This is a genomic window from Paenibacillus sp. FSL W7-1279, from assembly GCF_037969845.1.
GTDB lineage: Bacteria > Bacillota > Bacilli > Paenibacillales > Paenibacillaceae > Paenibacillus_AQ.
Window position 1 is genome coordinate 2,920,284 of sequence record NZ_CP150215.1, and the last position, 24,181, is coordinate 2,944,464.

Below are 24,181 nucleotides of genomic sequence, written 5' to 3' on the forward strand. Positions count from 1 at the left end.
AGGGAAAAAAGGGAGGCGTCGTGATTTGAAGACAAACCGGAAACGTGTTGTGAGACTTGTGATCTTTATGCTGATTGTGGCTATGATTGCCGGATGCAGCGGAAAAAGCTCGGGGGCAGAGGAGCCTGCCGGGGAAAAAGGCAAGGAAGGAACAGACGTGGCTGTTGGTGGTGACCCAGAATATCCTGAACAATTGACTTATTGGGTATCGCTGAATGCAAATGCCTCTGCAACGATGCAGGATATGAACGGAATTGCCGCATATCAGGAATTGGAAAAAACGACAGGCACCAAAGTGAAGTTCCAGCATCCGCCGGCGGGCCAGGAGGCAGACGCTTTTAACATCATGGTCTCTTCAGGCAATTTGCCGGATGTGGTGGAGCATGGATGGGCCAACGTATCAGGAGGTCCGGATAAAGCCATTTCGGACGGGTCCATCATCCGCCTGAATGAGTTGATTGAAGAGCATGCACCAAATCTAACGAAAGTGTTGAACGAGCACCCGGAATATAAAAAACTGATTACGACAGACGGAGGAAACATTTACGTATTTCCATTTATCCGCGGGGACGAATATTTGCTGACCTTTAACGGCCTGATCATCCGCAAGGACTGGCTTGACCAGCTTCAGCTGCCCGTACCGGAAACGATTGATGAGTGGTATGAAGTATTGAAGGCGATCAAGACCAAAGATCCAAATGGAAACGGGCAAGCGGATGAAATCCCGCTGCTGCTGGATATGGATATGACGGGCATCAACCATGCGTTTGTCGGCGCATGGGGAGTTACAACCGGATTTTATCAAGTGGATGGGAAGGTCCAGTATGGACCGATCCAACCGGAATTCAAATCTTATTTGGAAACGATGAGCAAATGGTATGCCGAAGGCCTGATCGATCAGGATTACGCGGCAACGGACGGCACGCTTAAAGATGCCAAAGTGACCAACAATCAAGTGGGTGCCTTCTCCGGTTACATGGGCAGCAGCCTCGGCCGCTATTCCGAGCTCATGATAAAAAGCAATCCGGATGTAGAACTGGTGGGCGCTCCGAACGTTGTCCTGAATAAGGGGGATAAACCGGTCCTTGGACAGAAGGATTCGCCGTTCAACGGATTTGGGGCGGCTGTGACGAAAGCGAACAAGTTCCCGGCGGAAACGGTGAAATGGCTCGATTACAAATATGGAGAAGAAGGACATATGCTGTTTAATTTCGGAGTTGAGGGAGTCAGCTACGAGATGAAGGACGGATACCCGACTTATACCGATGAAGTGATGAAAAATCCAGATGGGCTGTCGATCACCCAGGCGATGTCAAAATACAACCTGGCTAGTTATTCGGGACCTTTCGTCCAGGATCGCCGATACATCGAGCAGTATTCCGCGCTGCCTCAGCAGAAAGCGGCTATTGAGACATGGATGAATGCGGAGAATGACCGTTTGATGCCGATTATTTCCCCAACGGCAGAAGAAAGCACGCGTTATGCCTCGATCATGAACGATATTAATACGTACTACGAAGAAATGGTCAACAAATTCATTATGGGCGTGGAGCCGATCAGCGGTTTTGACCAATTTGTCCAAACGGTACAGGGTATGGGCATTGAGGAAGCGCTCCAGATTCAGCAAGCCGCGCTGGACCGCTTCAACAGCCGTTAAGTTGTAGGCGCATGAAGAGGGAGAGACTTCGACGGGATTCTCCCTCTAACTGTGAATGATTTTTTTGTCAGAGGAGGGCATACGGTGCAGCTTAAGGAAGAGACAAACCGCGTTACGATACAGAGCAAGCCAGAGAGGTTCAGCGCAAGAGCTGCGAAGGACTTTCGCCGAAACTCCACGATTTACCTGATGCTGCTGCCGGTTGTGGCGTTTTATGCCGTGTTTCACTACGGACCGTTATATGGCCTGCAGATTGCGTTCAAGAACTTTTCGGCAGGGCTCGGCATTTGGAATAGCCCGTGGGTCGGATTTCAACACTTCAGCGAATTCTTTAACGGATTTTTCTTTGAACGAGTGGTTACCAATACCATTATACTGGGCGCATACGATCTCATATTTGTTTTTCCCGCATCCATCGTGCTGGCGTTAATGCTGAATGAGGTACGACATCGCATATTTAAGCGGACGGTACAATCCATTACGTATATTCCCCATTTCATATCTGTCGTTGTGGTTGTCGGGATGCTGGTGGATTTCTTGTCGGTAGACGGGCTGATTAATCATATCATCACCTACTTCGGCGGCAAACCGATATCATTCATGCGGCTGCCGGAATGGTTCCGCACCATATATACCTCATCTGCGATCTGGCAGGGGGTCGGTTGGGGCTCCATTATATATCTCGCAGCTATTTCCAATATCGATCCGTCCCTTTATGAAGCGGCTAAAGTGGACGGTGCCGGCCGCTGGAAGCAGATGCTTCAAATTACGCTGCCTGGCATCCTGCCAACGGTCATCATTCTGCTCATCCTGCGGATTGGGTCCTTTATGGCGCTGCAAGATGAGAAAATCCTGATTATGTACAATCCGGTTACCTATGAGACGGCCGACGTTATCGGTACCTACGTCTACCGTAAGGGGATTCTGGAAGCAAGCTACAGCTTTAGTGCCGCCGTCGGCATGTTTAATTCCATGATTAACTTTATGCTGCTCATTGGAGCCAATTATCTCAGCAAGCGGTTTACGGATACGAAGCTGTGGTAGAAAGGGGGGGCATCTATGCGAACTTCAAAATCTGTCAGTGAAGTCCTGTTTGATTCTGCGAATGTCATTCTCTTGTGCTTGCTATCGATCGTCACGTTATACCCGTTTCTCTACGTATTGTTTGCTTCCATCAGCACGCCGGCTGATTTCGTTCAGCACCGGGGAATCCTGCTGTGGCCCAAGGGCTTCTCGCTGGATTCCTATCGTATGGTATTTGAGAACCCCAATATTATCCGAAGTTACCTGAACACGATATTTTATGTGGTGGTCGGCACGACGCTGAACATTCTGATGACGGCTCTCGGAGCCTATGGCTTATCCAGGAAAAACGTGATGTGGAAGGGCACCATCATGATGCTGATCGTAATGACGATGTTTTTTGACGGCGGGCTCATTCCGAAATACCTGCTCGTGAAAAATATGGGTCTGCTCGATACGTACTGGGCATTGATTATTCCAAGCGCCATGACGACATGGAACTTGATTATTATGCGAACGGCATTTCAAGGAGTACCCGATGCGCTCGAGGAATCCGCGCGGATCGACGGAGCCAGCGATTGGACCATTCTGTTCCGGATCATCATCCCGTTATCGCTGCCGGTCATTGCCGTCATGGTGCTCTTTTACGGGGTGTGGCATTGGAATAAATGGTTTGACGCCCTCATCTATTTAAGGGACCGGGACTTGTTTCCGCTTCAGCTCATCCTGCGCGAAATTCTGATCCAGAACGATACCAGCAGCATGATGACCTCGGTAGGAGGGGGAGATAGGATGCCGGTTGGCGAAACAATTAAGTATGCAACGATTATGGTGGCTACGCTGCCGATTTTGTTTCTATATCCATTCCTGCAGAAATATTTCGTGAAAGGCGTCATGATCGGAGCCATTAAAGAATAAGGAGGCAGTTGACTCATGTGGGAGCAAGCTATTATGGATGCGGTAGAAAAAACCAAGCGGAATATCGGTCAATTTCCGATGAAGTTTCCTCATATCACGGAAGAGAAGCGTTACGAGTGGGGAGAAAGCAATGACTGGATTGAAGGATTCTACACCGGGATGATCTGGCTGTGTTATGAATACACGAAAGACCCCCTGTTTAAGGAAACGGCAATAGCACACTTGGAGGATTATAAGCAACGCCTGCAGGAACAGCGGCATCTGGACCATCACGATATCGGATTTCTGTATCTTCCCTCTGCACTGGCAGCGTGGATTGTGGATGAGCATGAAGAAGGTAAACAGCTCGCTTTGAAAGCAGCGGATCATCTGATGCTGCGCTGGCGGGAAGAGGGTCAGTATATTCAGGCCTGGGGCCGGAAAGGCGACGAGAAGAACGGCGGTCGCATTATCATCGATTGCATGATGAACATTCCGCTGCTGTATTGGGCATATGATCAGACGGGTGATGAGCGATACAAGCGCGTCGCCGTAGCGCATGCGGACAAGAGTCGACGCTACTTAATGCGGGGTGATGATTCGTCGTATCATACCTTTTACTTCAATCCGGAGGATGGAACCCCCATCCGAGGAGGAACGCATCAAGGATATCATGACGGATCAACATGGACGCGCGGCCAGGCATGGGCCATCTACGGATTTGCGCTCTCATACCGCTATACCCGTGATCCGAAATATTTGGATACGGCTTTACGCGCCGCTCGTTTCTTTATTGAATACTTGCCGGAGGATCATGTTGCGTATTGGGATTTTGACGTTCCGATTGAAGAGGGTACACCTCGCGACAGCTCCGCCTCCGCCATTGCGGCGTGCGGCATGCTGGAGATAATGGAGCATCTGGACGGAGAAGATGACAATAAAGGGCTATTGACAGAAGCCGTTGAGAAGTCGATGATATCTCTCGTAAACCAATATTCTACCATCGGTGAAGCAGCAGAGGAAGGCTTGATCAAGCATGGTTCCTATTACGTCAGAGGCGGTGCGGGTCCGGATGATTATATGATCTGGGGCGATTACTATTACCTCGAAGCCTTGCTGCGGCTGACCAAAGGGATACCTGGCTATTGGTATGAGAGAGGTTAGCATATTAGAATCTGTGTAACAAAGTGGGGATGTCGCGTGTTATGCGGCACCTCCTTTTTTGTGTGAAATATGTGGGGTTCATTGTTCACAATTTACTCATTAGCATTGTCGGAATGTCTTTGTTATGATGAGGAAGATTCAAATTTGAGATAAATGGTTTGGAGGAGATATGCGTGTTGAAACATGTGAAAACTTCAGTCTTGCTGACCCTGGGTCTGCTGCTAATACTGGTATTCCCGACTGCAACGTGGGCCCATTCCAAGCTGGAAACCAGTACGCCCGCGGCGGATGCCAAGCTGACGGAAAGCGTGCAGGAAGTAAGCCTGTCATTTAATGAAAATATCGATGAAAACTTGAGCACGCTCAAGATAAAGAATGCGCAAGGCGAATCGGTTGAAGTAGCAGAGGTCAAGATCAGTCAGAACACCATGCTGGGGACGCTGTCTGCACCGCTTCCATCCGGTTCCTACACGGTGGAGTGGAAAATCGTGGGGGGCGATGGACATCCCGTGTACGGGACATACGCTTTCGAAGTAGATGCCCCGGAAGCGGAAGCCGCTCCGGAGACACCGGCAGATACCGAAGAAACGCCTGCGGATACAGGAAACACGCAGGATGAAACAACGCCTGCACAGGATACCGCTGCGGACAACACGGATCAAACGGCTGGCCAGGATCAGCAGGCAGACAACACTTCGGCTCCCGAACAATCGGCAGGCAGCGGTTCAACCGTGTGGATCGTCGTCATCGTGATTGTAGCATTTGTCGCAGGATATTTTGGAATACGAGCCTCACGGAAGAAAAAATAAATGTCTTATTATTGGTTAAGTGAGCCGCTACTATATTTAGCCTACGCCATTCTGGCAGGCATCACGGTACTGTCCCTCGTACCGAAAGCATATAAGCCGGACATTTCGGTTCCGGCCTGGCTTGGCCCGGTGGCGTCAGCGGCCATCATCGTATTTGGATTTGTGCCGCTGCTGCAGATCATGATGTTCTTCAAGGATGATATCGGGTTCTGGAAGTCTTTTAACAGCATCATGTTCAAGTTCAGCGAGGGTGAGCGTTACGCCTGGATTCTGGTTCTAGCGATCCTGTTGGCAATTCTGACCATGATCGTCCGCCGGAAGCCGGGTTCCGTATTACGCTGGCTTATGCCCGTTGCCTTGCTGGGCATTGCGGTGGCCATGTCCTCGTTTAACCACGCTGCATCCTTGTTCGAAAGTGCAGGACAGCTTGCATTCTTCGGCCATTTTACAGCGATGGCGATATGGACGGGAACGTTGCTGATAACAGGATGGTTCAGTACGGATCAGAGCCGCTGGAGTGCGTTTCTTAGATGGTTCCATCCAACTGCGATCGTCTGTGTCATCATTGTTATCGGATCGGGATTATTCTTGATGACGGCCGTGACGCCGGAGCCGATAAACAGCTGGACGCTGTCTTATGGTCAGGCTCTGCTGGTTAAGCATATTCTCATTCTGCCGCTGTTGGTATTCGCGTTTGTAAACGGTCATCTCGTCAAGCGCAAGCTGCGCCGGGATTCCGGTTATCATCCGATGGCATGGGCACGAAGTGAGGGAGTTCTGATCTGGTTGATTTATATCGTCACCGGATACATGAACCAGCAGCCTGCTCCGCATGAGGTCATTGATACATTGGCCTTGTACGGCCCTGCTGCAACTTTTGTTTGGTTCCATCCCGGGTTTACCATCGGTGAGCTGGCTTTCACGTGGAGTTGGATAGGAATCCTTAGCCTCTGTCTCGGGCTAGCGCTTCTGTGGAACGCCGTGAACGTATTCCGCAAAAACCGGGCCGCGGCAGGCGCGTTGTTATGCGGGCTAGGCGCCGTTGTGTTCATTTATTGCGGCCTGATGTTCTCGGTTACTACAGTTTAATATCGTTTGAGTTGACAAGATCCTTGCTGTTTACGCGGCAGGATCTTTTTTTTATGATAGGATGAGGAAGCTCAGGCTGGATAAAGATGGTATACTGGCGAGTAAAAGGACCACCTGCACCTACTCTGCGAATGGAGGAAGTTTTATGAAAAAAGAGAGACATATCCGCTTGGCCTCTCATTCGGACGCATCCATCCTGGTCCGGTTAAACTGGGAGTTTAATGAAGTGTTAATGCCGCTGGAGGAAGCTGAATATCACTTAAAACAATCGGGTGAAATTGTGGCCATAGCCTATTTAGGTGATGACCCTGTTGGATTTGCCTGTGCTCAGTCCTTCCAATCCTTCTGTTACCGGGAGCTTGTTGGCGAGATCACGGAAATGTACATTCAGGAGCGGGCAAGAAGGCAGGGGCTGGCAGGAATGCTGCTCGTTTTTCTGGAGGATCAATTGATTGCGCGTGGGGTGAAGGCCGTTAAGGTGCTTACGGGTCATGATAACCACCAAGCCATCGGAGTTTATGAAAAATCAGGTTATAAGCGGGAGGATGAAGTGCTTCTGGAGAAAGAGCTTGGGTAATATGCTGAATGTGTGTAACCTGCTAACCAATGGATATTTCACTTATCGATAGGGGATGGAGTGAGCCTGATGTTATGTGATAAAGACCAATACGTTGAAGAATTGCTCATTCTGAAGACAATAGCGGAAAATTTGAACCAGAGCAACGATATGAAGCAAATGCTGCAAACGACACTCGAAAAATTGCTGGATTTAACCCAGCTTGAGACAGGATGGCTTTTTCTGATCGGGGATCAACCACATTATGATCAAATAGCCGATGTCAACCTTCCGCCTGCTTTATCACGGGATAACAAAAAACCGATGCGATGCGGAGACTGCCTATGCCTGCGCTTGTATTGGGCAGGAAATTTAAATGAACCGGTTACGATTATTGAATGTGAACGACTGCATAATGCCAAAAAGGAGTGCTGGGGAGAAACTCACAATCTGACCCATCATGCTACGATTCCCCTCACGGTTCAAGGTAAACGGCTGGGGCTGCTGAATGTGGGGTCGCCAGGCAAAGAGCATTTTAGCGAGGGAGAACTTGCGTTGCTACAATCCGTTGCCTATCAGATTGGAACGGCGGTCGAGCGGACAAAACTGTCGGAGCAAAGGGAGAAACAGGCGGTGGACAGCATAGCCCGTTTCATCGTCGATTATTATGCCAAGGCAAGCAAAGTAACCAGATATCTATGGAAAATTAACGATATGAAGAGAATGCATGTGGCGATTGTGGAGGAGCTTGCTCATGCATTTGGCTGGCCGACTGTTGCTATGATTACGTCTGACGATGACAACTTGTATCTTCGTGCGGTCCGTCAGAATCAAGTGACGCATAGCTGCAAGGAGCTGGTACGAAAGGCTGCCCATAAGACCGCACGAAAGTCAGGAATCGTACAACGGGCATATGAGGAACAAAACGTAGTGGTGCAAGAAGGCCTGGTCCGGGTGCTTCCCGGCGTTCAGCCCCATACGTATACGGCGGCGATACCATTAAAGCATCTTGAGCGTATTTTTCAGACCTATGAGACGATGGGGGTGCTCTTTATTGGCCGTGAGAGTGGGCCCTTCTCTGAGCTGGAGGTTGAAATCTTAGAGGTGCTGGCGGAGCATATATCATTGGCCATTGAAAAGATATGTTTATATTACGAGTGGCAGGATTTATTGTTGGTTGAAGAGAGGAACCGTTTGGCACGGGACCTACATGATTCCGTCAATCAAAAGCTGTTCTCTCTTTCACTGCTTGCCCAAGGCGTGCGTGAGACGACCTTACATGAGAATCCGCATACGGCGGAGGCAATACACGATATTGGACAGCTTGCCCAGGAAACGCTCACTGAAATGCGCTCGTTAATTTGGCAGCTGCGACCTTCCGGAGAGGCCAAAGGGATATTGGCTTCACTGAAGGACTATGCTGAGAAACTTGGCATACAGCTGACGTTTATCATGAAGGAAATTCCTGTTTTGACGAACCGGGTGGAAGAGTCCTTGTATCGAATTGGGCAGGAGGCATTGAACAATATCAGCAAACACGCGGGTACGAATCGAGCCTGGATCCGAATGGAACAGGACGGCTCCAGTCTATATATGAAAATATCGGATCAAGGCCGAGGATTCAATCCGGGATCGCCCGAACTCTGTCCGCATTCGCTTGGGCTTACCAGCATGAGGGAGAGGGCTTCAGAAATACAAGGAACCTTAAGTATAAGCAGCGAGGAAGGCACAGGGACGATGGTGACCGTAATGGTTCCGTTTTTATCCAATAAAGAGGTTTGAACTTATGAAGATTAAAGTGCTAATTGTTGATGATCATCTCGTTGTATTAAGGGGGTTGCGTTATTTTCTGCAGACACAGCCCATGATCGAAATCGTAGATCAAGCTCTTAACGGGCTAGAGGCTCTGGATAAGGTAGAGAAGCTGCAGCCTGATGTGGTCCTGATGGATCTGAAGATGCCGGAGATGGACGGAGTCGAAGCCACGAAGCGAATCACAAACAAGTTTCCACATACGAAAGTTATCATCCTTACCAGTTTTGCCGATCGGGATTCGGTTTTGCCGGCGATTAAAGCGGGAGCTATTGGATATCAACTGAAGGATATCGAGCCTAAAGTGCTGGTCGAAACCATCATCGCTGCCGTAAACGGAAATCGCATGCTTCATCCTCAGGTAACGAATCAATTAATTGCCCATGTGGCGACAGATACCGAGCCTGTTAAAGGCATCGACATTCTGACTATTCGTGAGCAGCATGTACTTGAACAGATTACGCTCGGCAGGAGTAACAAAGAAATCGCTGCAGAACTACATATTACCGAGAAAACGGTAAAGACGCATATCACGCATATTCTGGGAAAAATGGAGGTGCAGGATCGCACCCAGGCGGCCTTGTACGCGATAAGGAACCATTGGTTCGACACATAACCCTCAGACTATGGTCGTAGTGTCAGGTCTTATCTTCGGGTAAGGCCTTTTTTGTATGGCTGATTTAGACCAGGGCTGGACGTAACCGGTCTGGAATTGCGTTTAAATGGAACTATAGGGAAACAGAAGTACACCGTCAATGGCTAAAAAGGAGGAATAAACAATGACCATATTAGTTACAGGTGCGACAGGAAAAGTTGGTCGACAGGTGGTAAATGAGCTGCTTAAGACTGGACATCGCGTCAAAGCGCTCAGCCGCTATCCGGCATCAGCCAAATTACCTGCTGGCGTAGAAGTGGTTGCCGGTGATCTGAGTAAGCCCGACTCGCTGATTCCATTGTTACGGGGTGTGACCGGCCTCCATTTAATCACGACAGGAGCAGGCTACGTCCCGCTTACGACAGGGGAGGAGATTATTCGAATCGCGGAGGCTGCCGGAGTAAAGCGCGTCAGCGTATTGTGGGACGGAAAGAAAGGGACGGTGGAGGAAGCACTAGAATCGAGTAATCTGGAATGGACACAGCTGCAGCCGGTCGATTACATGTCCAATGTTATGAACTGGAGAGAATCGATACGAACAGAGGGTGTAGTACGCGATATGTTTGGTGATTCGTTAAATGCTTCGATTCATGAGCAGGATATCGGACGGGTGGCTGCAGCGGTCCTGTCGGAGGACGTTCATGTGGGCAAGATTTATCCCCTAACCGGTCCCGAGGCGCTAACGGTTCCTGACAAGGTGCAGATTCTTAGTCACTATATCGGTAAAGCTGTAAAGTTTATTCAGTTAACCGAAGAGCAGGAGCGTAAACGAATGGCCGAACTTGGAGTCGATGAGGGTGTCATCGATTACGTCATCAACTGGTACAAGAATCCACCGATCGAAGCATATACCGTCAATCAAACGGTTGAACAAATCACAGGACGTCCTGCAAGAACGTTTGCCGAGTGGGCGGAAGAGCACGCAAGTTACTTCAAATGGTAAGAAATGAATGAAGGAGGAATGATCATGAATGATGAACGGGCTTCACGTGCGGGACCGCGGGAGTGGATCGGACTGATGGTGCTCAGTTTGCCCACATTGCTATTAGCCCTTGATTTCACAATGCTGCATTTGGCTCTTCCGCATTTGGCTGCGGATCTTAAGCCGAGCAGTGTGCAGCAGCTGTGGATTCTTGACATATACGGCTTCATGATTGCCGGGTTTCTGATTACAATGGGGACGCTCGGTGATCGGATCGGAAGGAGAAAACTACTTCTAATTGGCGCCTTTGCATTTGGCGTTGCCTCAATCGTAGCCGCGTTCTCCACCAGTGCTGGCATGCTGATTGTCACCCGTGCACTGCTCGGTATATCCGGCGCTACCTTGATGCCATCTACGCTTGCACTGATCAGTAATATGTTTAAGGATTCAAAGCAAAGGGCGACAGCTATTAGCGTGTGGATGGTTTGCTTCTCAAGCGGGGCTGTGATCGGCCCGGCCGTAGGAGGAATACTGCTTGAATATTTTTGGTGGGGCTCAGTATTTCTCCTTGGCGTTCCCGTCATGCTTCTCCTGCTTGTGACGGGGCCGTGGCTCCTGCCTGAATACCGCAATTCTGAATCCAAGAAGCTGGACCCCATTAGCGTTATATTGTCGTTTGGCTCGCTTCTCCCCTTGATTTACGGTCTTAAGGACATGGCCAAGGAAGGCATCAGTTTCCTAGCAGCGCTATTATCGATCATTGGTCTCAGTATCGGCTATTGGTTTGTCAGACGGCAAAAAAGGCTGAAAGATCCGCTGCTCGACTTGGGATTGTTCGCATACCGTGGGTTTAGCTGGTCGCTAATCATGATGCTGATGGGTTCGTTGATCGTTGGGGGATTTGTCTTTCTGTTTACTCAGTATTTGCAGATGGTGGAAGGACTTTCTCCGGTGGAAGCAGGTCTGTGGATGATGCCTTATGCCGCCGGCAGCATTATTGGTATATTGGCAGCGCCGATGTTAGCACGAAGGTTTCCCTCATCACATCTCATCGCCTCTGGTTTATTGATCTCATCAGTCGGTTATCTCATGGTCATATGGACGGATACGTCATGGGGAATGTTAATCCCCATCCTCGGCAGCGTTCTTCTGCTGATGGGAGTGGGTCCTCTTCAAGTCTTAAGCATGGACCTTATTATCGGATCAGCACCGCCAGAGAAAGCAGGAGCAGCATCTTCCTTGTCGGAAACAAGCGGCGAGCTTGGGATGGCACTTGGTATCGCTGTGATGGGGAGTATAGGTACAGTCATTTATCGCAATCGGATGAATGTTCCTGACGGTATTCCGAATGAAGCGGAAGAATCGGCCAGTGATACATTGGCTGCTGCTATGAATGCAGCGGAACAGCTACCTGCAGCGCTTGCCGATGAGATCCAAATGTTAGCTCAAGCGGCATTTGCGTCCGGATTTCAAGTCGTTGGTATTCTGAGCTCCGTTCTATTGATAGGAATCGCAGTAATTTCAATGGCTTCCCTCCGTGATAAAAGCCCTATCAAGGGAAATGAATAACGTTCAAAATCATCAAAGTATATTCAAAAAGCATGATGATCGAGTATTCAGGATCATCATGCTTTCATTATTTGCCGGAGAGTCCCATCGTCTATGAATGCTGAACATCGCTCCGGTATTGACCAGGTGTGAGTCCTGTATTTCGTTTAAACACGGAGTGAAAAGAATGCATGTCCTTATAACCGACCTTCTCGGCAATCGTACTGATTTTGTCCGAAGTGGTGCGCAGCAGCTCGCGGCTCATTCGAATCCGTACGGTTTGCAAATAATGATGCCAGCTCTGGCCTGTATATCGGCGGAACAGCCGCTGCAAGTGGCGCTCGCTGAATCCGCTGATATGTGCAAGCTGCGTCAAAGTGAGCTCATGCATGTACTGCACTTCCACGTATTGAAGGACATCCTGAAAGGAATGGTGCTGCGGCACCGAAGGCATCGTATGTGGATGTTCAATGACACGGCTGAATTCAATGATCAGCTGCAGCAGCAGCGTGTGCAGATAAACGGCAGAACCGCTGCCGGGCATGGCATTTTGTTCATAGAGGGAGCTAAAGAGCCTCTCGAAGCGATCATGTCGGTCCTTAATCGCATGGTACCCTAGGGAGCCATCTTCCATGCCTTTCAAAAAGGCAGCCGTATCCGAACCTGTTGTAAAAGCAATCAGTTTGGGCAGCAGCTGTACAGAGAAAATGCAATTATTTACGATGAGCGGCTTCCCGTTTGCAGAAGTGGGCCGGAATACATGAGATATTCCGAGTGGGATATAGAACATTTGACCTTTGCGTACGCGCTGTACCGAGTTCTCCAGGTGATGAAAACCTTCCCCCTCCGCAATATAAGCAATCTCCAGAAAATCATGGTTATGGTATGAGCCTGTAAAATTCTCCGCGTTTCGATTCACATACATCAAGGTGTCATCCTGGAAAAAGGTATCTCCATAATAGGTTTCCATGGGTCGCTTCATCATCATTCTCCTTGTCGTTAATAGGGAAAGAATGTCCATTATGCCTCATATTGTTGTCCGATATCCCCATAATTCCATGTTCAGGTTCACTTATAATAATAGTTGAAACAGGCACGGTTAGGGAAGCGCACATCCCGAGTTGCGGCCTATAAAACTTGATTGTGGCAATAACCTTTAATGAAGGTGAACGGAGGGATAGCCTATGTTCAGCGTTACGGATTTGCGATGTGAGTATCAGCATAATCCGATTGGAATCGGCGAGAAGCATCCGCGTTTAAGTTGGAAGCTGGTCTCGGACGAAAGGGCATTCAGGCAAACGGCCTATGAGATTGAAGTTTCGAATGATGATCGTTTTGCTGTGCCCTTTTGGACTTCAGGGAAAGTAGCTTCTTCGCAATCGGTTCATGTGGAATTAAGCGAATGGAGCGTATCGTCTTGTAAGCGCTATATTTATCGAGTCCGCGTCTGGAATCAAGCCGGGGAGGTATCGGAATGGTCGGATGCAGCCTATTGGGAGACGGGTAAACTGCAGGGAGAGAAATGGATAGGGGAATGGATAACGGCACCTAGTTCTTTGCTGCCAGCCGAGTCTCCTCATCTACCGCTCCTTCGCAAGAGCTTCAGCTTGAAGTCGCCCATTGCGAAGGCGAGAATATACGCCTCGGCCTTAGGCCTTTATGAACTGGAACTGAACGGGCAGCGGGTGGGAGATTGTTATTTCACACCCGGATGGACGAGTTATGAACATGCGATACAGACGCAAAGTTATGACGTGACGGATATGCTGAATGCTGGCCTAAATGGCATCGGCGCTTGGCTCGGAAATGGATGGTACAGGGGGCAATTGGGATGGGAGGAACGGAGCGCAATCTATGGGAATCGATTAGCCCTTTTGCTGGAGCTGCATATTACTTATGCAGACGGGAGCGAAGAAGTAATTGCAACCGATTCAAGCTGGCAGTCGGCCAAAGGCCCGATCACGATGTCAGAACTCTATCATGGTGAAACCTACGATGCCCGGTTGGAGCTGGAAGGCTTCAGCTCAGGAGATTTTAACTCAAATGATTGGCATGGTATCGAAACGATCGATCACGGGTTTGACATACTGAAGCCTCAAATTAACGAGCCGGTAAGAGCCATCCAAAAGGTGCAGCCCGTTGAATGTCTGATTACACCCAAAGGTGAAACCGTCATCGATTTCGGACAGAACCTGGTGGGCTGGGTCCGGTTTAGCGTGTCCGGCGCGGAAGGCGCTATCGTGACGCTGCAGCATGCGGAGATACTGGATTCCGAGGGGAACTTGTATACGGAGAACCTCCGAACCGCTAAACAAACCATTCAGTATACGTTAAAAGGTGGAGGACAAGAAACCTATGAGCCACGGTTTACGTTCCAAGGCTTCCGGTATGTCCGCTTAGACGGTTTCACGGAGGAGCAGTTGAGCCGTGGGGTTTTTGAAGCAGTTGTGCTCCATTCGGACTTTGAAGAAATCGGAACGTTTCAGTGCTCAGATCCCATGGTTAATCAATTGCAGAGCAATATTCGATGGGGGCTCAAGGGGAATTTCCTGGATGTGCCCACGGATTGTCCCCAGCGTGACGAGCGGCTTGGCTGGACGGGAGATGCACAGATGTTTATTGGGACGGCGGCCTATCTAGCGAACGTGGCTCCTTTCTTCACCAAGTGGTTATCTGATCTGGCTGCAGACCAGCGTGGCGATGGGGCAGTGCCTTTCGTTGTCCCCCATGTGCTTGGCGATGAGGCCTACGCTTCGGCCGCATGGGGAGATGCAGCGGTCATATGTCCGTGGACGGTATATGTCAGTTATGGCGACCGACGGATATTGGAACGTCAGTATGAGAGCATGAAGAGCTGGGTCTCCTACATTCAGGCTCAGGGGGAGAATGAGTATTTGTGGAATACCGGCTTTCATTTTGGTGACTGGCTGGGACTTGATGCGAAATCCGGCGACTATGTGGGGGCTACAGAGCGGGATATGATAGCGTCGGCATTTTACTGTTATTCGGTAGAACTGCTTAGGAAAACAGCGATCGTATTGGGTCAAGAAAAAGATGCTGCCCTGTATACGGAGCTTAAAGATAAGGTGGTCGCTGCATTTCGCAACGAATTCGTGACCCCGTCAGGAAGGCTAGCGGCTTCGACTCAGACCGCGCATGTGCTTGCGCTCATGTTTGGGCTGCTGGATGAAGATGCGGAAAAACGAGCAGCGAAACGTCTTTATTCGCTGCTGGAGGAGAGTAGATTTCATCTAACGACAGGCTTTGTGGGAACACCCTATATTAACCATGTATTAAGTCAGCATGGCATGCATGACGCGGCCTATAAGCTGTTGCTGCAGAGGGACTATCCTTCATGGTTGTACCCGGTTACGAAAGGCGCAACCACGATATGGGAGCACTGGGACGGTATTAAGGAAGATGGCAGCTTCTGGAGCCGGGATATGAATTCATTTAATCATTATGCATATGGAGCCATTGGCGAGTGGCTGTATCGTACGGTTGCCGGCATACAAACCGTGGAGGAAGCGCCGGGTTATAAGCATACCGTGATTGCACCCGTGCCGGGCGAAGGATTGACATGGGCTGAAGGCGTGATCGATACGCTGTACGGATCCGTCCGGTCAAGTTGGAGATTGGAAAGTGGTGGAGAGGTTCAAATAGAGGTAACCATCCCGCCTAATACAACAGCGGAGATCCGACTGCCAGGTGTTTTTAATGCATCAAGCGTTACGGAAGGAGAGGCGATACCTCTAGACGAAGCGAGAGGGATTCAATCTGCACGTGATGGTGAAGCGGGTGTTGTGATTCAAGCGGGCTCAGGAGCGTATACATTCAGATATGTTTATTCCGATCATGCTGTGCAGTCATGAATAGAAACAGGAAGCATAGAGTTCCTTACCGTGGTGAATTGCGGTAAGGAACTTTTTTTCTCTTCACATAGTCACATTTATGGGCGAATGCACATACAAATACAAAGTGATCTTAAGGAAGCGAGGGGAACTCTGTGGCAGTCATCAAAGCGAATTCGAATGATGTGGATCTTCTGGCAAGATTGATCCGCGCAGAGGCAGAAGGCGAAGGCGAGCAAGGCATGCTCATGGTCGGGAATGTCGGAGTGAACCGGATATTGGGCAACTGCCTGGATTTTCGAAACATCCGCAGCATGAACGATATGGTTTTTCAGAGCCCGGGTGGTTTTGAAGCAACACAGAAAGGCTATTTTTATCAACGAGCTAGGGATCGGGATCGTCGGCTAGCCCAAAGGGTCATTAATGGGGAACGCATATGGCCGGCTAGCAACGCGCTGTGGTTTTTCCGGCCGGCAGGAGATTGCCCGGCAACCTGGTACAATCAGCAGAACACAGGCCGATTCAAAGCACACTGTTTCTTCACCCCGACATATGCCGATTGCCCATCCGTTTTTTGATTCATGTTATACAACCGCTTAGGCGGGAGTTATAAATTAAAGGAGGAAATTACTTATGTACAATCAAGGTGTGCCACCTGTGAACTTCATGAATGGAGTCCGTTATCCGGGAGTGCCGAACCGCGGGACGGCTGGTTATACGGCGAACGTTCCACCGCAGGTGCCTAGCGGAAGCCCAATGACTCCAGGAGGCACCGTTGTTCCCGCCCCGCAATTCGAACAATCCTACGTAGAGAATATTCTACGACTGAATCTGGGCAAACAGGGAACCTTCTATATGACGTATGAAAACAATTCGCAATGGAATGCCAAGGTGTTCACAGGTGTGGTCGAAGCTGCTGGACGTGATCATATCATTATCAGCGAACGGTCGACAGGCCGCCGTATCATCCTGCTGATGGTAAACCTGGATTATGTCGTGTTCGACGAGCCGCTTCATTATCAATATCCGGGTGTTATCGGCAATCCGCCTCCAACGGCTAGATAATCGATCCGATTGCATAAAGAACCTTCGTTTACTCAGGCGTAAACGAGGGTTTTTTCTTTATGTTATACTTGGACATATTCAATGTTCATGCGATTTTTTCTATCCAACGCGTGCGGATTCATCGTATTCTATTAACATTTTGAATGTTTATTCATAGAATATATCAATTCATCGAAAAACGAGTGCTAACGGCTGAGAATCAAATTAAAGCTGATAACAACGTTGATTAATGTCATAAGACAACGTTTGACTGTGTATCGTAGTACTATATAATTACTTATATAGCTTGATTAAGTCGGAATAAGACAAGGAGATGAGACCATTGGGAAGTTGATGCGTAGTCCGAACACGCTGTTATGCTTGATGGCACCACACATTTTTAATAACCGAAGGAGGTGTTCCTATTCGTCATAGCATGCTGTATGGCGGGTAGGAGATCGATTGAGTGACCCCTTACCGAGTTTGATAAGTTTAACCTTGGTATTGATTCTCGTCCTGTTAAATGGATTTTTTGTATCGGCTGAATTAGCTTTCGTTAAAGTGAAAAGCAGCCGTATTGACGCTCTGGCCGAAGAAGGACATAGACGTGCAAAATTTGCGCAGAACATATTGAAGAACCTGGACGGATATATATCCGCATGCCAGTTTGGTATTACCATCGTGTCCATTGGACTCGGATGGATTGGCGAAAGAACGATATCCGCCATGATTACGCCTTGGTTTCATGGCATAGGCTGGAGCAATACAGCCGTTCATGCCGTGTCCTTGGTAATTGCCTTCATCCTGATTGCACTCATGCACATTGTATTTGGTGCATTGGCGCCCAAGACAGTGGCTGTACGTAAGGCGGAACAAATTGCGCTGCTATCTGCAGGCCCACTGCGGGTGTTTTACACGATGATGTTCCCGTTTATCTGGTTTGCCAATGGGCTCTCCAATAATGTTCTCCGTTTATTCCGGATGCAACCGGTGGTTGAACGGAATGTTCATACCGAGGAAGAACTGCGGGATATGATGAAAGAGAGCAGTGAGAGCGGCCTGATGGATAGCACGGATATGGTGTTGGTAGACAACATTTTTGAATTTGCCGACACGACAGCAAGGGAAATCATGATCCCCAGAACAGAAATGATCTGCTTATACAACAATCTTTCATTGGAAGAAAATCTGAAGATCGCAAGCGAGGGGATGCGAACCCGTTATCCGATTTGTGACGAAGACAAGGATCATATCATTGGCTTTATTCACATTAAAGATCTGATGCGCGGATTCGTTCGCGACCAGCTTTCCTTGATTCGCCCGATCATTGCTGTTCCTGAGTCGATCAAGATCAGCGATCTGCTGCGAAGAATGCAGCGGAGCAAGACGCAAATTGCCATTCTAATTGATGAATACGGCGGGACTTCAGGACTCGTAACCCTGGAGGACATCATGGAAGAAATCGTCGGTGAAATTCAAGATGAGTTTGACGAAGAGCGTCCGGGCATTGAAAAGGTGGGGGAGGATGAATACTCCATTGATGGATTGATGCTGATCGATGAAATTAATGACCAATTTGGTCTGAACGTGGATACAGAAGACTATGATACTATCGGTGGATGGCTGTCCTCGCGTCTTGAGGTGCTGCTCCCACACAAAGGTCAATCTGTCATGTATGAGGATTATCGCTTTGTGATTGAGGAGACCGAGAATAAACGGATTTCGCGGATTCGTCTGATCAGGCAGCAGCAGCAGCTGATTCAGGAAGAAGCAGGTGCGTAAACTGGATATTAGAAGAAGCCTCGACAAAATATGTCGAGGCTTCTTTTTATTTGCAGAAAAGTTTCAAAAAATATATCAATCCATGAAGAATTAGAAACTTTTGTTCTGTCACTGCGTGTTAAAATATGGATGTACCTATTACATTGAAAGAAAGGTGATATGATGTCAAAAGTACGCAGTCCTAAACGTATAGCTTCAGCGGTTGCAGTCAGTGTTCTATTAAGTTTATCTCTGGCAGGAGGGGCTTACGCGGATTCGGCTACAGACATTGCACCCGGTGCCTTAACGACTCCGCCTCCTGTGGAAATGAACCTAAATTCTTCTCTCAACACGTTAGCCAATAAATATTTGATGGATTATTTTTCTTCGATAGGGAAAGTAAGCAGTACTCAAGTAGGGATTAGCGCCACTACCAGTGCTTCTCAAGCTGTAGATTCTCTGGGTATCAATTATGTTCTTCAACGCTGGACGGGCTCCGCTTGGGTCGATTCGGGAGCTTCATACGATAACGGAACGAGTAGAGCCTCTCTGAGCGGAAGCAAAACTTTTAGTGTGCAGGCGGGTTATTATTACCGGGCCAAGACGATTCACTGGGTCAAAGAGAGCGGTACATATGAAGAAGGAACTTATCACACGAGCTCGATATTGGTAGCACAATAATCCGAATATGGATTTATGAAGGGAGTGCCTCGCAAGATCCTAGATCTTGCAGGGCACCCTCTTTTTTTGCATCGAAAGACGCTCCGTACAGGAATCGTTTCACCCTTCGCTGGCCCATCATCTGCTGATCTGTGTGGGCAGCCATGGAACAAAAAGGTCGAAGACCAGCCCTTAAGCCTGTCTTCAACCATTTTATTGGGAACAACCTGTTCTTTTTTTAGATTCTCTAAAAAATCATTGTATGCTGTTTGCAATTTTTATGAATTCATCTTCTGTGAAGAAGCCGCTAATGGATACAATCACTTGATCATTATCGTATAAGAAGCGAAGGTTAGTCTCGGTTAAATAGGCTTTTGCTCCGGATTCAAGAATAATCGTCTTCTTAATATCCCCATTGAGATTGATCATTTTACCAAGTGTCATCCCGATAAGATCTATATGGAAAAACTTTTCTTCCGAATTTTTATAATGAAGATGAAGCTCTTCAAAAACCGGATTTTCATCTGTTATTAATGCTGTAGCCTCATAGAATTTGTAATCTTCCGGTAGATAATTGATTTTTGGTATTTTAAATGGTGCGCGTTTTTGCGATTCTGTCAGAGATTCATCGGTATCTGTGAAAGTTATATATTCGGTTTCCACTAATTGAGCTGGCGGCACATACCCTTCGGGTTCTATTCCCTGCTCCGGTGGGGGAGCCGTTAATGCCTTGCTCTTATCAACAGGCTCTCGCATACCGAAAATTTGGGTCACCACACCATTTCCCCAATCCTTGATCTCCTGATAAACCGGTGTTACCGCTTGAGTTACAGAGGATGGAGAGAATATCAATGCACCAAAGGCCATCGATGCTGCGATGACTCCGGCTAACTGAAAAGTGCGTCGACGCTGTTTCTTTTTGTGTACCTGTTTGATTTGCTGTTGAACCTGCTGCCAGGATTGTCGTTTAGATTCAATGTCAGTAGGGAGTGAGGAACGTGAAGCTGCACGATCAAAGGCTTCGTCAAACGCCTCATCAAACCAATCATCGTATTTTTCGTTGCTCATCCAATTCACCCCACTCTCTATACAGCATTTTCTTTACGGATTCTCTGGCGCGGAACAAGCGCTGCTTCACGATCTCTTCGCGAGTATTCAGCAGCTCCGCGATTTCTCTGTACGTCAGACTATGCTTCCACCGATACTCAATCAATAGCTTGTATTCAGGCTTCAATTGGTCGAGATAATGCTCGATGGATTCCTCCAGCATATTCGACTCCACCTGATGTTCGACGTTCGTGGAAGAAACTACCACGTCCTCTTCATTAATAAAAACACTCTCGACATCCACTTGGTTACGGTATTTTTTATTTTTTCTTAAATAATTCATGGTTGAGTTTTTGGCGACGACACGGAGCCATCCCCGCATCTTGCTTTCGGTTTCAAAATTCGGCTTACTTGTAATCACTTTTATAAAGGACTCCTGAATGATATCCTCAACAGCAGCATGATCCCGTACGACATACAGTATCTGTCCATAAACGAGGTCATAAAATTCATAATAGACTTCTTCCTGAATAGGTTCGCTCAGATCAGCGAAATCTGCTGCAAGGAGGAGCTGTAATCGGTTGGACACGCGATAATCCCCTCTCTGGTGTAACCATCCTATTTCTCTCATCATTTTACAACATATCGGGTAAAAAAGCCCTATTAATTCTAATAACAGCCGACTCTGAAGACTGTTTCCGGGAAACGGGTTGATCCTTATGAAGTCATGTGGTTGAAGCGCATTAGCTTATGAAATAATATGGCAATCTTAGATATGCGTCCATCTCTTCATCATATGCTCGGCAATCTATCGGTATTAATCAAAATAGGGTTGAAGTTGCATCGGAAATCGGGAAGGGAAGGGAAAGGAAAGGGCTAGAAGGTCCATTATGAAAAAAACAGAGCAGCCTCTAATTAAAAGACTGCTCTGTTGCAGATTTCCGATCTCATTGTGTCATGCACATAACGAAAATGTAGCGGTTTAAGCCCAATTGCCGTCGATGAATACAGGCTCCTCTTTGCCATCATGAGTGATTCCGGTAATATGAAGCTCTTTGGAGCCCATCATGAAGTCAACGTGGGTAATGCTGGTGTTCAGACCGCTTGCTTGAAGCTGTTCGGACGTCATGGTCTTGCCGCCCTCAAGGTTAAAGGCATACGCGCTGCCGATGGCCAGGTGACAGGAAGCATTTTCGTCAAACAGTGTGTTGTAATACAAAATACCGCTTTCCGAGATCGGGGAGCGATAAGGCACAAGGGCAACCTCGCCAAGATAATGTGAGCCTTCATCCATGGAGATCAGGCGGGTTAAGGTATCTTCGCCTTGTTCCGCGGAAAAATCGACGATGCGGCCATTCTCGAACGTGATCGAGAAATTGTCAATGATGTTGCCGCCGTAGCTCAAAGGCTTCGTGCTGCGTACGGTGCCGTTCACGCCGGTTTTGAGCGGAGCGGTGAACACTTCCTCCGTCGGAATGTTGGCAACGAAACGCTCGCCTTTCTCGTTGTGACTGCCCGCTTGGGCCCAGATATGTCCCTCCGGAAGCTCGATCGTAAGATCCGTCCCTGGTGAAGTGAAGCGAAGCTTATGATACTTCTTGGCATTGAGTTCATCCGATTTGTGCTGGAGGGTCGTGATATGATCTTCCCATGCACCAATGGGATCTTCGAGATCCGCGCGGACCGCGTGGAATATCGCATCCCACATTTTATCCACCTGCTGCTCGGCCGGAACGTCAGGGAACACCTTGGCAGCCCAATCAGGGGAAGCATAGGCAATGCCGGTCCAGCTCATTTTATCGGCTTGCTGATATTGCCGGTATTTCGCCATAGCGGCGCCATATGTACGCTGGTAATTGGAAATACGCTCCGGATCAACGCCTTTAAGCAGGTCAGGGTTCGAGGAGAGAATGGTCAAGAAAGCAGCCCCTTGCTCGGCAAGCTCGGTTATTTCCTCCGCATAATATGTCGGCGGCTCCAGAAAAGCTTCGTCTGGTGCCAGATCGTACCGTATCCGGTTCACAACCTCATCACTATAGTTCACCTTTACTTGCTTGGCACCCGTTTCATAAGCTTTCTTCACGATAAGACGTACCAACGGTGCAGCATCGATCATGGCGTTAACGACCAGCGTTTGTCCCGGCTGCACATTAGCACCCACCTTGACTGCAAGCTCCGCGTAGCGTTCCATTTTTTGTTCAAAGTTGGACATGACAGCCCCTCCATTTCCTTTATGCTATCAATAAGTAATTTGATGCGCTTTCTTGATTATGACACAATTTTTCCGTTTGTAAATCAACCTCAGGTCAATTAAAAGCCGGAAAAGTTCAAGAAAGCAGCTACTTCATATGAAATAGCTGCTTTATGCTGTCCCGTATCTTAAAATGCCCAGTTTCCTTTCAGGAATACCGGTTCTTCCTTGCCGTCCGCCGTCACTCCGTAAATATCCATGTCGCCGGAGCCGATCATGAAATCAACATGGGTTACACTCGTATTGAGACCGCTTTGAATCAATTGCTCCTGATTCATATCTTTTCCGCCTTCCAAGCAGAAAGCATAAGCGCTGCCGAGTGCAAGGTGGTTGGAGGCATTCTCATCAAACAACGTATTGTAATACAGGATGTTGGACTCCGAGATCGGGGATTGATGCGGCACCAGCGCCACTTCTCCAAGATAACGGGCACCCTCATCCATGTTCAGGAGACGCTCAAGGGTTTCATAACCTTGCTCTGCCGTGAAGCTGACTACTTTACCTTCTTCAAAAGTAAGGGAGAAATTGTTCACGATGTTTCCGGCATAACTCAAAGGCTTCGTGCTGTGTACGGTTCCGTTGACGCCTGTTTTGAGCGGAGCGGTAAAAACCTCTTCTGTTGGCATGTTAGCCACAAAGGAATGTCCGCGTTCGTTGATGCTGTCGCCTTGCGCCCAAATATGCCCTTCCGGCAGCTCGATGGTAAGATCGGTTCCCGGTGCGATATAGTGGAGTTTCTTGTATTTCTTAGCGTTCAACACGGCGGATTTCGCTTCAAGCACTTCGAGGTGCTTGTTCCAGGCTTCAACCGGGTTATCCTGATCCACACGCACGGTGTGGAAGATGGCATCCCACAATTTGCCGACTTGTTCGGATTCCGGCACATCCGGGAACACCTTGGCTGCCCAAGCTGCTGAAGGCACAGCGATCAGACACCAGCTAAACTTGTCGGACTGCTGATAAGCGCGATAGGTCTTCAATGCTTCTCCGCGCGCTTTGTAGAAGTTTCCGATACGCTCGGAATCAATGCCGCTGAGCAGATCGGGATTTTCGGCAAGCACGTGCAGAATGGCTGCGCCGTTCTCCACCAATTCCGTCATTTCGCCGGCATACCATTTTGGCGCTTCGGTAAACACGTCATCTGCAGCCTTTTCGAATTGAAGTCGTGTTATTGTTTCGTCGGTCCACAGGATCTTAACCAGGCGGGCACCCGCTTCATATGCCTTTTTGGCAATCAAGCGAGCGAATTCGGCGGAATCAACAGGAGCATGAACCACTAAGGTTTGTCCTTCTTGTATGTTAACTCCAACCTTTACAGCCAACTCGGCATATTTGTCCAAGTATGTATTGAAATCGGACATTTGGTACCCTCCAATGCAATTTAATTTACCAACCCATATTATACTAGATCAAGGCGTATAATAAAAACAATAAT

The 24,181-nt window shown here is 48.4% G+C and carries 21 protein-coding genes; 16 read left to right on the forward strand and 5 right to left on the reverse strand.

All coding sequences use genetic code 11. The features are described from left to right. Positions 1–25: 25 nt before the first annotated feature. From MKY82_RS12975 to MKY82_RS13025, 11 genes are all read left to right on the forward strand, one after another. On the forward strand, positions 26–1,657 hold the full coding sequence (locus MKY82_RS12975) for an extracellular solute-binding protein (protein WP_220685712.1): 1,632 nt from the start codon (positions 26–28) through the stop codon (positions 1,655–1,657). Positions 1,658–1,741: 84 nt separating this feature from the next. Next, positions 1,742–2,701, forward strand: coding sequence for an ABC transporter permease subunit (locus MKY82_RS12980; RefSeq protein ID WP_071224370.1), 960 nt, complete (start codon positions 1,742–1,744; stop codon positions 2,699–2,701). 15 nt (positions 2,702–2,716) lie between these two features. Continuing rightward, positions 2,717–3,598 carry a carbohydrate ABC transporter permease gene (locus tag MKY82_RS12985; protein ID WP_194542117.1) on the forward strand — a complete coding sequence of 294 codons (882 nt, stop codon included), beginning with the start codon at positions 2,717–2,719 and terminating at the stop codon, positions 3,596–3,598. A 15-nt stretch (positions 3,599–3,613) separates the two neighbouring features. Further along, positions 3,614–4,741: a glycoside hydrolase family 88 protein gene (locus MKY82_RS12990; protein WP_339296221.1), complete on the forward strand. Its 1,128-nt coding sequence runs from the start codon at positions 3,614–3,616 to the stop codon at positions 4,739–4,741. A 173-nt stretch (positions 4,742–4,914) separates the two neighbouring features. Beyond that, positions 4,915–5,550 carry a copper resistance protein CopC gene (locus MKY82_RS12995; protein ID WP_339296222.1) on the forward strand — a complete coding sequence of 212 codons (636 nt, stop codon included), beginning with the start codon at positions 4,915–4,917 and terminating at the stop codon, positions 5,548–5,550. Next, positions 5,551–6,639: a CopD family protein gene (locus tag MKY82_RS13000; RefSeq protein WP_339296223.1), complete on the forward strand. Its 1,089-nt coding sequence runs from the start codon at positions 5,551–5,553 to the stop codon at positions 6,637–6,639. It begins immediately after the preceding gene. A 145-nt stretch (positions 6,640–6,784) separates the two neighbouring features. Then, positions 6,785–7,216, forward strand: a complete 432-nt coding sequence (locus MKY82_RS13005; protein ID WP_339296224.1) for a GNAT family N-acetyltransferase — start codon at positions 6,785–6,787, stop codon at positions 7,214–7,216. A 69-nt stretch (positions 7,217–7,285) separates the two neighbouring features. After that, a complete protein-coding gene (locus tag MKY82_RS13010; protein ID WP_339296225.1) occupies positions 7,286–8,977 on the forward strand; it encodes a GAF domain-containing sensor histidine kinase in 1,692 nt (563 codons plus the stop codon). A 4-nt stretch (positions 8,978–8,981) separates the two neighbouring features. Continuing rightward, positions 8,982–9,623: a response regulator transcription factor gene (locus MKY82_RS13015; RefSeq protein WP_071224363.1), complete on the forward strand. Its 642-nt coding sequence runs from the start codon at positions 8,982–8,984 to the stop codon at positions 9,621–9,623. 163 nt (positions 9,624–9,786) lie between these two features. Next, positions 9,787–10,605 carry an NAD(P)H-binding protein gene (locus tag MKY82_RS13020; RefSeq protein ID WP_339296226.1) on the forward strand — a complete coding sequence of 273 codons (819 nt, stop codon included), beginning with the start codon at positions 9,787–9,789 and terminating at the stop codon, positions 10,603–10,605. A gap of 24 nt (positions 10,606–10,629) precedes the next feature. Further along, entirely contained in the window at positions 10,630–12,153 is a 1,524-nt protein-coding gene (locus tag MKY82_RS13025; protein WP_339296227.1) for an MFS transporter, read from the forward strand. 91 nt (positions 12,154–12,244) lie between these two features. Here MKY82_RS13025 and MKY82_RS13030 read toward each other — a convergent pair whose 3' ends face one another. Further along, positions 12,245–13,120 carry an AraC family transcriptional regulator gene (locus MKY82_RS13030; protein WP_339296228.1) on the reverse strand — a complete coding sequence of 292 codons (876 nt, stop codon included), beginning with the start codon at positions 13,118–13,120 and terminating at the stop codon, positions 12,245–12,247. A 196-nt stretch (positions 13,121–13,316) separates the two neighbouring features. Here MKY82_RS13030 and MKY82_RS13035 point away from each other — a divergent pair, with 196 nt between their 5' ends. From MKY82_RS13035 to MKY82_RS13055, 5 genes are all read left to right on the forward strand, one after another. Then, complete coding sequence (locus MKY82_RS13035) at positions 13,317–16,004, forward strand: family 78 glycoside hydrolase catalytic domain (RefSeq protein WP_339296229.1); 2,688 nt, start codon at positions 13,317–13,319, stop codon at positions 16,002–16,004. Positions 16,005–16,138: 134 nt separating this feature from the next. Beyond that, positions 16,139–16,561 (forward strand): cell wall hydrolase, encoded by a 423-nt coding sequence (locus tag MKY82_RS13040; protein WP_194542125.1) that lies wholly within the window; start codon positions 16,139–16,141, stop codon positions 16,559–16,561. Between the two features lie 55 nt (positions 16,562–16,616). Then, positions 16,617–17,048 (forward strand): spore coat protein GerQ, encoded by a 432-nt coding sequence (gerQ, locus tag MKY82_RS13045; protein ID WP_071224357.1) that lies wholly within the window; start codon positions 16,617–16,619, stop codon positions 17,046–17,048. 441 nt (positions 17,049–17,489) lie between these two features. Beyond that, positions 17,490–18,809, forward strand: coding sequence for a hemolysin family protein (locus tag MKY82_RS13050; protein WP_194542126.1), 1,320 nt, complete (start codon positions 17,490–17,492; stop codon positions 18,807–18,809). A 159-nt stretch (positions 18,810–18,968) separates the two neighbouring features. After that, positions 18,969–19,469, forward strand: a complete 501-nt coding sequence (locus MKY82_RS13055; RefSeq protein WP_233354823.1) for a hypothetical protein — start codon at positions 18,969–18,971, stop codon at positions 19,467–19,469. 234 nt (positions 19,470–19,703) lie between these two features. On the opposite strand, the gene MKY82_RS13060 is transcribed toward MKY82_RS13055, so the two are convergent. From MKY82_RS13060 to MKY82_RS13075, 4 genes are all read right to left on the reverse strand, one after another. After that, on the reverse strand, positions 19,704–20,516 hold the full coding sequence (locus MKY82_RS13060; protein ID WP_194542127.1) for a DUF4367 domain-containing protein: 813 nt from the start codon (positions 20,514–20,516) through the stop codon (positions 19,704–19,706). Continuing rightward, complete coding sequence (locus tag MKY82_RS13065; RefSeq protein ID WP_194542128.1) at positions 20,494–21,084, reverse strand: sigma-70 family RNA polymerase sigma factor; 591 nt, start codon at positions 21,082–21,084, stop codon at positions 20,494–20,496. Before MKY82_RS13065 ends, MKY82_RS13060 begins: the two co-directional genes overlap by 23 nt. A gap of 393 nt (positions 21,085–21,477) precedes the next feature. Next, positions 21,478–22,707: an aminopeptidase gene (locus MKY82_RS13070; RefSeq protein WP_339296230.1), complete on the reverse strand. Its 1,230-nt coding sequence runs from the start codon at positions 22,705–22,707 to the stop codon at positions 21,478–21,480. 167 nt (positions 22,708–22,874) lie between these two features. Then, positions 22,875–24,107, reverse strand: a complete 1,233-nt coding sequence (locus MKY82_RS13075; protein WP_339296231.1) for an aminopeptidase — start codon at positions 24,105–24,107, stop codon at positions 22,875–22,877. Positions 24,108–24,181 lie beyond the last annotated feature (74 nt).